We start from the raw sequence: 13,291 nt of genomic DNA, 5'->3' as shown, positions 1-13,291 counted from the left end.
CGAGCGTCGTCGACGGTCTCGTCAATCGCATCGGCGCGTACGGTGCACGCTTTGCTCCGCGTCGGCTTGTGCTGGCTATCGCCGAGCGCACTGTGAGCTGAGCAAGTAGTCCGTTACTGGCGCCAAACCGCGGCGGACGGAGTAAACCGATTGCCATGCGATCGATTTGGGGAATGCTGGCCGCGGCGTCTGTTCTCGTCCTCGCGGGCTGCGCCACGGACTCGGGCACCGCGACGACCACCAGCCAGCACAAGCCGAGCGTCTCGGCGGTCACGATGACGGTACCCTCATCGACGCCGACGGCCACGGTGACAACTACGGCACCGCCGCAGACGCCCACGGTTGCCCCGGTCAGCGAGGGCGCGCAGTGCGGCCCGATCGGGGCGACGGCAGTATTCGCGGACGGCTCGACGGCATACTGCTCACGTCTCGCGGGCACCGACGGCGCGGTGTGGTCCAGTGTCCAGGGCGTCGCACCCAATCCGGACCTGCCTCGAACCGCGACTCCAGGACCGTCGCTGGGCGACCAGTGCATTGGCGCGGACATCGGCCGGACCGCCACGGACGCCAACGGCAACGCCATCATCTGTACCAACTATCAGTGGCAACTCAACACTGGTCAGACTCCCGAGCATCGCTGGGCCGACGACCAGCGGGCGTGGTCGGACTGCATCCAGACCAAGACAACTGAGGAGTGCCGCGCAGAGCTCAATTCCGGGGGTTGAGGCGCCATGGGTCGCACGGTTCCATCTGAATAACCGGTAGGACTGCAGAACGCCGTCGTCGTACCTGCACCACATACCGTCCGATACGCTCGCAGGCGTGCTGCTCTCCGATCGCGACATCCGCTCCGAGGTCTCCGACGGCAACCTGTCGATCGACCCCTTCGATCCTGCTCTCGTGCAGCCGTCGAGCGTCGACGTCCGGCTCGACAACCTGTTCCGGGTCTTCAACAACACCCGCTACACCCACATCGACCCCGCTCAGCGGCAGGACGAGCTGACGACGCTCGTCGAACCTGCAGACGGAGAGCCGTTCGTGCTGCACCCGGGCGAGTTCGTCCTCGGCTCGACGCTGGAGATCTGCAGCCTGCCCGACTATCTGGCAGGCAGGCTGGAGGGCAAGTCATCGCTCGGCAGGCTCGGTCTGCTGACACACTCGACAGCGGGCTTCATCGATCCGGGTTTCTCCGGCCACATCACGCTCGAATTGTCGAACGTTGCCAATCTGCCGATCACGCTCTGGCCCGGTATGAAGATCGGGCAGCTCTGCCTGTTCCGACTCAGCAGCCCGTCGGAGAATCCCTACGGCAGCGCCGCGGTCGGATCGAAGTACCAGGGCCAGCGCGGCCCGACGCCGTCGAAGGCATATTTGAACTTCATCCGCGACGCCGACAAGTAGCCCGTCAGCTCGACTCAGCCAGGTGTGCGTAGGCGACGCGCACGAAGATCCGCAGATAGTCGAGCAGCGAGTCGTCGTCGGCGTAGAAATCCGGTGAGTGATTCGAGGCGAGGCCGCGCCCGCCCGGCGTCGGAGTCAACCCCTTGGCGCTGACCTGAGCGTCCTGCACGCCGTAGGTGAAGTACGCGCCGCCGAAGTCGCGTACGAACACCGACACGTCGTCGTATCCGAGCGCTCCGGGCACGTCGACGACGCGCTCCCTGCCGATGACGTCGTCGATCACCGGTCGAATCCTGTTGACCCACTGCGCCGTATTGTTCACGGGCGGGACGTCTTGCAGATACTCGACGGTCGCGCTCGCACCGTACGCCGCGGCGATGTTCTGGGCCAGACGTCGCAGATTGTCTTGCACCGCAGTCATATCGGCGCCGTCGAGGCAGCGGATGGTGCCCCAGAGCGTCACCGTCTGGCCGATGATGTTGAACCGTCCGACGTCGTCGACGTGTCCAAACGACACCGTGATGGCGTCGTTCGCGGAAACCTGCCGGTAGAGCTGCGCGCTTCCGGAAATGATTTCGGCTGCAACGGGATACGGGTCGATACCCATCCACGGTGTCGACCCGTGAACCTGCTTACCCTCGATGGCGACCTTGATCATGCACGACGCCGCGTACTGATTCCCCACGTGCACACCGACCATCCCGATCGGCAGCGGCACGACGTGCATTCCGAAGACCATCGTGGGGGTGAGGTCGGTGAAGGCATTGTCGTCAACCATCGCCTGCGCGCCGCCACTCTCGCCAACGGGCGGTCCTTCTTCGGCAGGCTGAAAGATGAACATGACGTCGCCGGGCAACCGATCGCGAACCGAGGCCAACACGTGGGCTGCAGCGAGAACCGTTGCCGTGTGACAATCGTGGCCGCACGCATGCGCAACGGGGAACGGCCCGCCGGGGTAGTCGTTGTCGACGACGGTCGACGCGAAGTCGACCCCTGAGGTTTCCTTCACGGGCAGTGCGTCGACATCCGCACGCAGCGCGGCCAGTCGCTTGCCGTCCCCGCTTCCACTGTCGGCCCCGCCGCGCAGGATGGCCACCACGCCCGTGCCCGCGATGCCGCTGCGGATCTCGTCGATGCCCGCCTCGCGTAGACGTTCGACGATGAACTCAGCGGTGTGATGCTCTCGATTGGAGAGCTCGGGATGAGAATGCAGGTGGTGGCGCCAGGCGACGAGGTCGTCGAAGACGTCGCGCGCTGCGGAGTCGAGGGCGGAAGCGATCGTGGAAGAGGTCACATAATCGAGTGTGCCCGCGAAGCCGGTCCGGTGGTGCCGAATTCGCCGGTGATGTCTGTATTCTCTTGCCGGATTCGACGGGCCGTTGTTCTGTGCTTCGCCTGCCGGGTAACCTGAATTCGACTGTCGTTCAACACCTGAACACGACGTTCATACGCGCGCCCGCAACTGGTCACGTGCTCGTAGCGAGTTGGCAGATCGGCCCACGTAGTCACTTCAGGTATGAAGCTGACAGTGATCGGGTGTGGATACCTGGGGGCGACACACGCAGCGTGTATGGCCGAACTCGGACACGACGTGCTCGGCGTCGACGTCAATCCGGAGAAGGTGGCTCGCCTGTCGTCGGGCGACGTTCCGTTCTTCGAGCCAGGGCTCGCAGACATCCTGCGCCGCAACATCTCTGCGGGCAGACTTTCGTTCACCACAGAGGCCGACGCCGCTGCCGCACACGGTTGCGTGCACTTCATCGGGGTGGGGACACCGCAGCGTGCGCGTGGACACGCGGCCGACACGTCGTTTGTCGAAGGCGCGGTGGACGCGCTGGTGCCACATCTGCGTGGTGACCACCTGATCGTCGGCAAATCGACTGTGCCAGTAGGTACCGCCGCGTCGTTGGCGCGTCGGATCAGTACGTTGACGGCGCCGGATGCCACGGTCGATCTCGCCTGGAACCCCGAGTTCCTGCGCGAGGGCTACGCCGTCGAAGACACTCTGCGTCCTGATCGTCTGGTGATCGGCACCGATCCGGACGCCGACGCACGAGACGCGCGCACGGTGCTGCGCGATGTGTACCGCAAGGTCATCGACACCGGACTTCCGGTCATCGAAACCGACTGGTCCACAGCAGAGTTGGTGAAGGTCTCGGCGAATGCGTTTCTCGCGACCAAGATCTCATTCATCAATGCGATCAGTGAACTCTGCGAGATCGTCGGTGCGGACGTCTCGACGCTCGCCGACGCGATCGGTCACGACAAGAGGATCGGGCGTCGATTCCTCAACGCGGGCCTCGGATTCGGCGGTGGATGCCTGCCCAAGGACATTCGTGCCTTCGAGGCGCGCGCCGAAGAGCTCGGAGCGCATGGGGCACTGCGGTTCTTGCGCGAGGTCGACACGATCAACATGCGACGACGCTCCGCGATGGTCGACCTCATCGCGCAGGTATGTCCGCGAGAACTGTTGGGCGCCAACATCGCGGTCCTCGGCGCAGCATTCAAGCCGGAAAGTGACGACGTTCGCGATTCACCCGCACTGAGTGTCGCAGGACAATTGGCGCTGCGCGGGGCGTCGGTCACCGTCTTCGACCCGAAGGCCAACGCCAACTCTCGGCGGATGTATCCGATGCTCGACTATGCCGATTCGGCCGCCGAGGCCGCCCAGGACGCCGACGTCGTCGCAATCGCCACCGAATGGGCACAATTCGTGCATATGGCGCCATCCGAACTCGATCCCGTTGTGCGGTCACGTGTCATCGTCGACGGGCGCCGGTGCCTGGACCCGCAGTCGTGGCGGCGGGCGGGATGGTCGTACGCCGCACTCGGCGGCGCAACGGCGAGTCACGATGGCGGGTTCGGTGCAGATCAGCGGGATTCGGTCGGTCTCGGTCGTCTGTCCTTCAAAGATGCGACACAAGTGGTGCACCGCTGACGTCATGCTAGGTTGAACACTCAGAACTGCGGGGGAGTGGTCAAACGAGCGTGCTCAGGTGTACTGGGCGCGACTCACGAGAATGTGCGTGGGGTTTCTCGATGACGGAGACTACCGAACTATGGACGACGGGGTGATCCCGAACGGGGTGATCAATGACGGGCGGGTTGTCGACGCGTCCGTGATCAGTCGTGTCTCCGACCATCTCCGACGCCGTCACTCGACGCTCGTCGACACTTTCGCTGTGGTGAGCGTCACCGAGGATGGCGCCGAAGTGACACTCGTCGACGTCGAGTCCGGTACGGCCTTCGCGAGCAGACGTGCTTCTGGCACAAGCGGAGCCGACCTCGACGCCCTCATTTCCGATCACCTCGTGCGCGCGGGACGCGTCGACGCCCCTGACTCCGACGAGTGGACAGCGGAACTGCGCCTCCTGAGCCATAGGGGCCGATACCGCCTCGCCGAGTCCGACGGCACGTTCATCATGGGCGAGAAGTACGTCCGACTGTTCCGCGTCACACGACGCGACGTCGCACAGTCGACGCTGGCCTGCGCCGAGCACGTCCCCGACGCCGTCGCGCAGTGCGCCGACTCGACGGGCCGCACGGTCAGCGCGATGGTGTTCGATTCAACGCACACCGTGTGGCCTGGACTCCCGGAATTGCTCGCGCCGGTCACCGACGTCCCGATCGTGGTTCTCGACGACGTCACGCTGGCGCTGCCCGCTGCCGCCGAGCAGGGGTCCACCGCCGCATGTGAGCCCGAACCCGTGGCCCAGACCACCGACCACGTCGAGATCCACCGCGAGTCGGTCGCGGAGGTGGCTGAAGACTCCGTCGCGGACGTCGCTGCCGACCCGGTCGCAGAAGTTCAGGGCGACGCCGTTGCGGAAGTCCCTGGCGACTCGTTTTCAGAAGCCGGCAGGCAGCAGTCACCGCTCGCCCCGCCGCAGCGATCGGTCGACAACGAGTTCGACGTGACCGATCGGATCGAGCCAATCCGGCTCGCATACTCCGATCAGTCGGCGCCCTCCTATCTGCCGACCGCCGGTCTTCAGCACAACGCCGGTCTTCAGCACAACGTCGAAGACTTTTATCAGGCTGACGGCTTCGTTCCGATATCGCCCAGCATCGAGCCTCGCGGCCACGACGCCGCAGCGGTTGACGAGACGGCAGTTGACGAGACAGCGGTCGGTGGGGCAGCGGTTGATGCGCCGACGGGGCGCGGTCGGAAGAAGATCCTGATCGGTGTCGGAGCGCTCGGCGTCGTCGGAGTTGCGGTGGCTGCCACCGCACTTGGGCTCAGCGGCGGTTCCGCGTCGCCCTCGGCGTCGAACCCGGTCACCACGACGCACAGTTCGACGACAACACAGTTGTACGCAGACCTTGCCGACCTCAACGAGGCCCGCGCACCCGCTGCCACCTACGTGCCGCCGCCTCCTCCACCCGCACAGACCGAGGAATCGCGGCGCGCGGAACAACCGCGCCCGCGCAGCAATGCGCGGCCGAAACCCAAACCGCGAGCGGTCATTCCACTACCCGGAGGATTGCCGCCGATCGTCGTTCCCTGATCGCTTTCGTCCCTTGGCGGGCGGGCTCTGACGTTCTCCCCGGAGGTCGAGCGGATCCTGATCGACGGAGTCGTCGGCGATGGCGAGATAGTCGTCGAGCTGACGAGCCATGTCGCGATCGAGTGCGCGGTCGAGGGCGTTGTGCGCGATCGTCGAACCAGCTCTTCTGAATTCGACGAGAAGGTCACGCACCCAATCTGCTTCGGCTGGGGTCTGCGGTATCCAACCGTCCTTGTACTCCTCGGCGATCGTCCCGCGTCCAGCCGAAATGAGTGCCTCCGCAACCGAATCCATCTGCGTACTGAGGTTCTCATGTACGGAGAGAATCGAATTCAGCGTCAGACCGCGGCGGACGAGGCGAGCATATGCGTCGATGGTGTCCTGATCGAGCACGGTGAACGACGTCGGGGGATCTGCCGTCCCTTCGGGCTTGATCAGGCCGAGGTCGATCAATCGCGTGAAGTACGCGGGGTTGCTGTTGTTGAGCAACTCGCGAAGCTCGTCGGCGCTGACCGAGGTCTTCGTCGTGTTCCCCCACGGGGCGGCAACCACCTCGCGAAGTCCGAGTACGTCGGCGAGGTCGTCGCCGCGCTGGATTCCGGTGAGGAATTCGCCGATGTGCCGAATGGTGAATCCGCGACGGAGCAGATCGTTGATCACTCTGAGGCGATCGAGGTGGAGGTCGGTGTAGATCGCGATCCGTCCCCGGCGCAATGGCCTGGGCAATAGTCCGCGATCCTGATATCCGCGGACGTTGCGTGTGGTGGTCCCGGCAACCCGCGCCAGATCGTCGATCCGGTATTCGTTGGTGGCCTTGTCGTCGCTGCTCATCGCGCTCATTCTCGCATCACGAGCTCAGACCGCGGACCACCATGGCCAACACGTGCTCGTAGTTCTCGGTGGGATCGATCGTCGGGGGATGGGTGCCCGCCAGCTCCAACGACACGGCTCCGTGCACGCAGCTCCACACCTGCATCGTCGCCTGGTACGGATCGATCTTCATGAGTAGTCCCGCGTTCTGGCCGTATCTGATGTGGTCGGTCAGCACCGCGAAGGCGTGGTCGGCGACGTCGGAGTCGGGATGGTGCTCGCGCGAGAACATCAGCGAGTACGCGACCGGGTAGCGCCGTGCGAACTCCCGGTACGCCCTGCCGCTGTGCGCCAACCTCTCTCGGGCGTCGTCGTCTGTCACGTCGATCATGCGCGCGAACTCGACAAAGGCGTCGCTGACCAGGCCGTCGAGTAACCCTTCCTTGCCGTCGAAGTGGTTGTAGACCCCCATGGGTGCGACGCCGGCATCGGTGGCGACCGCCCGAACGGTGAGTCCGGCGACTCCGTCTCGTTCCAGGATTCGACGCCCGGACGCGATGAGATTCGTGCGTACCTCGGTCGCCGGGGTACGACGCGTACCTCGTGAAGAAGCCATATTGACAACCTACTAGAACGGTGTTCTTCTAGTTAAGAACACTGTTCTACAACAGTAGAACAGAAATCCACATCGAAGGGGAGTCGCATGCGTTCTCGCTGGATGGCGCTGTGTGCGCTGTGTTTGGCTGAGCTCTTGGTGATGGTCGACAACACGATCGTCAACGTCGCGTTGCCGACCATGTCGCGCGATCTCGGGGCGGGGATCTCGGGACTGCAATGGATCGTCGACGCGTACACGCTCGTCTTCGCCGGGTTGCTTCTCACCGGCGGCTACCTCGGCGACCGGTTCGGGCACCGCCGGATGCTCCTGGTGGGTATCGCGGGCTTCGCCGGGGTGTCGGCCCTGGCGGCGTCGTCGAACACACTGGGTCAACTGATCGCCGCGCGTGCCGGCCTTGGGGTGTTCGCGGCGCTGGTCTTTCCCGCGACGCTTGCTCTGATCGTCGCGATCTTCCCGGAAGGGAAGCAACGCGCCACGGCGGTCGGGATCTGGGGCGCGACGTCGGGAATCGCCGTGGCGATCGGGCCGGTGCTCGGAGGGTGGCTGCTCGAGCACTACTCGTGGGCGTCGGTGTTCTGGGTCAGCCTGCCCATCGCGGCCGTGACCGCTATCGCGGTGGTCGCGGTGGTGCCCGGTACGCGACCGGAATCGGTGTCGCGGTTCGACGTCGTCGGCCTGGTGCTGTCGGTCATCGGACTCGGCCTGCTGACCTATTCGGTGATCGAAGGCCCTCACCACGGGTGGACCGACGCACGAACCATCCTGGGACTCGTTGTGGCCATTGCGGTTATCGGACTCTTCGTGTGGCGTGAACTCGTGGTGGCGCACCCGATCCTCGACGTCGCGCTGTTCGCCAACCGCAGGTTCGCTGCAGCAGCGGGAATGGTGGCTGTCGCGTTCTTCTCGCTGTTCGGTTTCATCTTCCTGATCACCCAGTTCTTCCAGGCGGTGAAGGGGTACGGACCGTTCGAAGCGGGCCTGCGCACACTGCCTTTCGCGCTTGTGACCGCGGTCTGCTCCCCGGTAGCCATGGCGCTGGCACACCGATTCGGGCCCCGCTGGGTGGTGACCTCGGGAGCTGTCCTGATGTCGGCAGGCTTTGCGCTGGTGGAGATCTCGTCACGGATGTCGGGTTATTGGGAACTCATCATCTGGTCGATGGCGCTGATGGCTGCGGGCCTCGCCGCTATCACGGGTCCGTGTACGCACGTGATCATGAGCTCGCTGCGACCGGAGCAGGCAGGTGCCGGTAGCGCCGTCAACGACACGACGCGTGAGATCGGTGGAACACTGGGCGTGGCCGTGCTCGGCTCGGTGCTCACCTCGGTGTATGCGTCGTCCGTATCGGAAAGGATTGGCGCACTGGGACTTCCGCGTCACATTGCCGAGATGGCCGAACAGTCGGTGATGGGCGGAGCGGAGGTCGCCGCCCGCGCCCCTGAGTCGATCTCCGGCCGTATGACCATAGCCGTACAGGAGGTCTTCGTCGAAGGGCTGCACAGCGCGGTCTGGGTGGCGGTTGCGGTGACCGCCGTGGCTGCTGTTGCCGCTGCGGTTCTACTGCGCGGCGAAAGTCACTCGCGCGGCGTCGAACTCACGTCGGTTGCGCACTCAGAGGTCGACGGTCAGGTGATCGCCACCAGCGCGTGACACGCAGGTGAGGATGGAGCCCGCTGCGCGCTCCGGCTCGGTCAGGATGTTGTCGCGATGGTCGATTGCCCCCGACAGCGTCCTGATCTTGCATGTGCCGCAGAAACCCTGGCGGCATGAATACGGCACTGACGGAACCTCTTTGCGGAGCGCGCTCAGCAAGGTCTCGTCTGCCGCGACGTCGATCTCCTGCCCGGTCGACGCGATCCTGACGGTGAACGGACGCCCGTTCTCCACCGGCGGCGGACTGAAACGCTCATAGTGCAGCTCGATGTCGGGGCGGTCGTGTAGATGGCGCCGCAACGATTCCAACATCGGTACCGGGCCGCAGCAGTAGACCGCGAGACCTGATGGGGCCCTTCCGGTCTGAGGGTTGATCGGTCCGAGCAATTCCTCCATGCTCGGCAGACCGTGCTCGTCGTCGGTGCGGATCGTGATCTTGTCTCCGAATCGCGCGACCTCGTCGCGGAACGGGATCGAGTCCATGCTGCGACCCGTGTAGATCATCGACCAGTCGAGACCGAGGCGCTCTGCGGCCGCCAGCATGGGCAGGATCGGCGTGATACCGATGCCAGCGGCGACGAAGCGGAGTGAGCGGGCTTGCGATCCGTAGCCGGGCAATGCGATCGGAAAAGCATTGCGCGGCCCCTTGATCTGGATCGTGTCGCCCACGCGCAGGGTGTCGTGTACCTCGACCGAACCGCCTCCACCGTCGGGGATGCGCCGCACGGCGATTCGGTAGGTGTGTCTATCGGCGGGGTCGCCGCAGAGTGAGTACTCGCGCATCCTGCCCGACGGCAGCAGGAGGTCGAGATGTGCTCCGGCATGCCATCTCTCGAGGAGCTGATCGTCGAGTCCGGCGAAGGTCAGTGCGACGACGTTCTCGTCTTGCGCGACGACCTCTCGTCCCACGATTCGCAGCGTGGTGACACCGTCGTTCTCGGCCGTCGACCGCAGTGGCGAGAACGGGCGCCAGAACGGCAACCACGTCTTGGACAGCACGGTGCCAAAGGTCATCAGGGGATCATGGCGCCATCGTCCGTAGAGATGCGGCGGCACCGAGGTCATCTCGGTGGTGTGTGGGTGTGCCCGTTGATTCATGGCGTGTTCCAGGTGTACTCAGGAAGCGTTTCGTGCTGCGGGCGAGGACGCCAGGTAGGCGACAGCCTGTGCGGTCGAACCGATTTCGTTGGGATGAAAGCCCGGTCTGAAGTAGCTCGCCGTTGCGAAGAGCACGCTGCGGATCGTCGGGAGAACGCCCGCTCGCACGCCACGTGCGTAGTGGTACTGGCGGTAGAAGTAGTTGTTGTGCTTGATCGCCGGGTCCTGATGGGTGATGAACCGGAAGCCTCGGAACAGTAGGAGTAGCAGGGTGGGCAGTGCGATCAGCATTGCCCGGCCGCGTCGAAGGTAGCTGTCACCGAAGTAGACCGCGACGTCGTGTGCGACGGCCCGGTGCTCGACCTCCTCGGCTCCATGCCAGGTGAACAGGTCCGACATCGTCGGATCGGCACCGACCTCGGTCCACGTGTTGTTGAGCGCGAAATCGCCGAGGATCGCGGTGTAGTGCTCGATCGCGGCGATGAGCCACAGTCGTTCGATGAGATGCTTCTGCTTGGCCTCTACACTGCCCTTCTCCAAGGGGCCCAACACCTTTCGGAAGACCCACTCCATCTGGCGACAGTACGGACGTGGGTCGATTCCGTGATGGTCGAGGAACTCCCAGAGTACGTGGTCGTGTGCCTCCGCGTGCATGGCCTCCTGGCCGATGAAGCCGCGCATCGTCGCAGCCAGTTCCTCGTCACGAACCAGGGGGAGCGCTTCGTTGTAGGTCTGGACAAACCAGCGCTCTCCCTCGGGGAGAAGCAGATTGAGCACGCTGATGAAGTCGGACGCGATCGGATGACCCGGAATCCAGTGCAGCGGAACGTCGCTCCAGTCGAATGCCACGTTGCGTGCGTGAAGCTCGACATCACCGGGATCGGTGTCGTTGTCTTGTGGCGTGGATGGGTGCGGTGCGAATGCTGAGGTGGTGTTCATCTTCTCGGCGTGTGAGTGCACGGGAGAAACTCCTTCGCGATGGCAGGTCAGCGGATAGCGGCGCGGTCGGGGGTCGTCGCGGTGGATGTTCGGGCGGCGATGCGTCGTACGAACTCGCGGATCGAGTCGGCAACGTAACCGGGGTTGGTCGTCGGAGCCCAGTGCGGGGTCGGTGACTCGAGACGTGTGAGATCGGGCGCGAATCGGTTCGTGTTGCGCAGCAGGTGAGTTCGCACCGCGAAGTCGCGGGTATTGACCATCTCCAGAACCGGAACGTGAGTCGTGCGCGGGTTGGGTTTGCCGACCTTACGCACCATGTTCGCTCGGTAATACCGCGCGCCGGAACGCATGTCGTTCCGCAGCGAGGGCGCGGTGACGATCTGCTCGGCAGGCGTACCGTCCATGAGCCGCAGGAATCGTCGCCACGCGCCCGGTGAGCCGAGTGTCGCGGAGATCAGCGTCGGACCGAACGGTAGGTGCAGCAGCACGATGTAGGTCGAGAAGAACGATTGCAGCAGGGTGTCGAGCGCTCGACGTGGCGTCGGATGAGAGATGTTCTCGCGCAGGAGCACTCCCACGTGGTCCAGGCACGGGCCAGAGATGGTGGTGAACGACGCGAAGTGATCTGTGGCGTCGGGGCGCGACATCGCCTCCCATGACTGGATGGAGCCCCAGTCGTGCGCTACCACATGGACTGGCGCGTCGGGGCTCACCGCGGCGGCGACCGCGTACAGGTCGTCCGCGAGCGTTTCGATGCGGTATGCCGACACCCCACGCGGATTATCGGAGACGCCGAGTCCGCGGGTGTCGTACGCGACGACCCGGAAGTCGTCGGAAAGACGCTGCGCGACCTCGGTCCACACGTGATGCGTATCCGGCCAGCCGTGCACGAACAGCACCGTCGGACGGTCGGCTGCATCGGTACCGTCTGGGTCCGCTGGGTTGCCTGCGCCTGCGACGGCCGACGTGTCGCCGGCAGGATCGTCGAACTGGAAAGTCGCGAGCCGTACGCCGTCGACGTCGATGAGTCGTTCGACCCACTGCTTCATACGTGACCCCTTCGAACCGTGATCTGGTTAACGTAACCGAGCGTCACAGCTATGTCCAGAGACGGTGACAACGAAGAGTGTCACATAACGCGCGGGCAGGGATCGGCGAATCGCGCAGAAGGTGCTGCGCCGCAGGTCATCGGGGGCGCTTCTGCAGGCGAAACTACTGGCGATACGACACTACTGGCGATACGACGACAGGAAGTTGCCGATCCGTTCGACGGCGTCCTTGAGATCGCGCGACCAGGGGAGCGTGACGATGCGGAAGTGGTTCTGATCGTCGAGGTTGAACCCGCTGCCCTGCACCACCAGGATTTTCTCCTGCAGCAGCAGGTCCTGGACGAAGAGCTCGTCGTTGTGGATCTCGTAGACCTCGGGATCGAGGCGGGGGAACGCGTAGAGCGCACCCTTGGGCTTGACGCAACTGACGCCGGGGATCTCGTTGAGCTTCTCCCACGTCACGTTGCGCTGCTCGTAGAGGCGTCCACCGGGCGCCACGAGAGCCTCGATGCTCTGGTACCCGCCGAGGGCCACCTGGATCGCATGCTGGCCGGGGACGTTCGCACACAGGCGCGTCGACGCCAGGATGCCCAGGCCCTCGATGAAGCCCTTGGCGTGGTCCTTGGGGCCGGTGAGCACCACCCAGCCAGCCCGATAGCCACAGACGCGGTACGCCTTAGAGAGCCCGTTGAACGTCAGGCAGAACAGGTCGGGGGCAAGCGAGGCGATGTTGATGTGCTCAGCGTCGTCGTAGAGGATCTTGTCGTAGATCTCATCGGCGAGGATGAGTAGCGAGTGGCGTCGGGCCACGTCGACGAGTTGCTCGAGCACCTCGCGCGAGTAGACGGCTCCCGTGGGGTTGTTGGGATTGATGACGACGATCGCCTTGGTGCGGTCGGTGATCTTCGCCTCGATGTCGGCGATGTCGGGGTTCCAGTCGTTGTCCTCGTCGCAGCGATAATGCACGGCCGTGCCGCCGGAGAGGGCCGTCATGGCCGTCCAGAGGGGATAGTCGGGCGCGGGGATCAGCACCTCGTCGCCGTTGTTGAGCAGCGCCTGCATCGTCATGGTGATGAGCTCGGAGACACCGTTCCCGAGGATCACGTCGTCGACGTCGAAGTACGGGAAGTCGGGGAGGAGCTCATAGCGGGTGACCACCGCGCGTCGCGCCGAGAGCACGCCGGCCGACTCCGAATACCCCTGCGAGTACGGCA

The 13,291-nt window shown here is 64.6% G+C and carries 12 protein-coding genes; 5 read left to right on the top strand and 7 right to left on the bottom strand.

The window, feature by feature from the left end; translation table 11 throughout:
* Nucleotides 1–155: 155 nt before the first annotated feature.
* On the top strand, nt 156–725 hold the full coding sequence (locus tag A5777_RS24785; RefSeq protein WP_005201969.1) for a hypothetical protein: 570 nt from the start codon (nt 156–158) through the stop codon (nt 723–725).
* A 97-nt stretch (nt 726–822) separates the two neighbouring features.
* Nucleotides 823–1,401: a dCTP deaminase gene (dcd, locus tag A5777_RS18000; protein ID WP_049700414.1), complete on the top strand. Its 579-nt coding sequence runs from the start codon at nt 823–825 to the stop codon at nt 1,399–1,401.
* A 4-nt stretch (nt 1,402–1,405) separates the two neighbouring features.
* Here the strand turns inward: dcd and A5777_RS17995 are convergent, their stop codons facing one another.
* Nucleotides 1,406–2,695 carry a M20 metallopeptidase family protein gene (locus A5777_RS17995; RefSeq protein ID WP_064863692.1) on the bottom strand — a complete coding sequence of 430 codons (1,290 nt, stop codon included), beginning with the start codon at nt 2,693–2,695 and terminating at the stop codon, nt 1,406–1,408.
* Nucleotides 2,696–2,917: 222 nt separating this feature from the next.
* Between A5777_RS17995 and A5777_RS17990 the strand changes: the two genes are divergently transcribed.
* Complete coding sequence (locus tag A5777_RS17990) at nt 2,918–4,339, top strand: UDP-glucose dehydrogenase family protein (RefSeq protein WP_064863691.1); 1,422 nt, start codon at nt 2,918–2,920, stop codon at nt 4,337–4,339.
* Nucleotides 4,340–4,460: 121 nt separating this feature from the next.
* Nucleotides 4,461–5,909 (top strand): hypothetical protein, encoded by a 1,449-nt coding sequence (locus tag A5777_RS17985; RefSeq protein WP_231895110.1) that lies wholly within the window; start codon nt 4,461–4,463, stop codon nt 5,907–5,909.
* Here A5777_RS17985 and A5777_RS17980 read toward each other — a convergent pair.
* Together A5777_RS17980 and A5777_RS17975 are read right to left on the bottom strand one after the other, a co-directional pair.
* On the bottom strand, nt 5,874–6,740 hold the full coding sequence (locus A5777_RS17980) for a MerR family transcriptional regulator (RefSeq protein ID WP_064863694.1): 867 nt from the start codon (nt 6,738–6,740) through the stop codon (nt 5,874–5,876). The genes A5777_RS17985 and A5777_RS17980 overlap by 36 nt on opposite strands.
* Nucleotides 6,741–6,756: 16 nt before the next feature.
* Nucleotides 6,757–7,335 carry a TetR/AcrR family transcriptional regulator gene (locus A5777_RS17975; RefSeq protein ID WP_064863690.1) on the bottom strand — a complete coding sequence of 193 codons (579 nt, stop codon included), beginning with the start codon at nt 7,333–7,335 and terminating at the stop codon, nt 6,757–6,759.
* An 87-nt stretch (nt 7,336–7,422) separates the two neighbouring features.
* Between A5777_RS17975 and A5777_RS17970 the strand changes: the two genes are divergently transcribed.
* Entirely contained in the window at nt 7,423–8,988 is a 1,566-nt protein-coding gene (locus A5777_RS17970; RefSeq protein WP_064863689.1) for an MFS transporter, read from the top strand.
* On the opposite strand, the gene A5777_RS17965 is transcribed toward A5777_RS17970, so the two are convergent.
* From A5777_RS17965 to A5777_RS17950, 4 genes are all read right to left on the bottom strand, one after another.
* Nucleotides 8,950–10,089: a PDR/VanB family oxidoreductase gene (locus A5777_RS17965; RefSeq protein WP_064863688.1), complete on the bottom strand. Its 1,140-nt coding sequence runs from the start codon at nt 10,087–10,089 to the stop codon at nt 8,950–8,952. The genes A5777_RS17970 and A5777_RS17965 overlap by 39 nt on opposite strands.
* Nucleotides 10,090–10,107: 18 nt before the next feature.
* On the bottom strand, nt 10,108–11,028 hold the full coding sequence (locus A5777_RS17960) for a metal-dependent hydrolase (RefSeq protein ID WP_064863693.1): 921 nt from the start codon (nt 11,026–11,028) through the stop codon (nt 10,108–10,110).
* 47 nt (nt 11,029–11,075) lie between these two features.
* Nucleotides 11,076–12,077, bottom strand: a complete 1,002-nt coding sequence (locus A5777_RS17955) for an alpha/beta fold hydrolase (RefSeq protein ID WP_064863687.1) — start codon at nt 12,075–12,077, stop codon at nt 11,076–11,078.
* A gap of 180 nt (nt 12,078–12,257) precedes the next feature.
* A partial coding sequence (locus A5777_RS17950) for a pyridoxal phosphate-dependent aminotransferase (RefSeq protein WP_064863686.1) occupies nt 12,258–13,291 on the bottom strand: 1,034 nt, incomplete at its 5' end.

Origin of the sequence: Gordonia sp. 852002-10350_SCH5691597 (assembly GCF_001665715.1) — a bacterium.
Lineage (GTDB): Bacteria > Actinomycetota > Actinomycetes > Mycobacteriales > Mycobacteriaceae > Gordonia > Gordonia sputi.
Note: the sequence above shows the minus strand (reverse complement) of the source record. Positions and strands in the feature narration are given on the sequence as shown.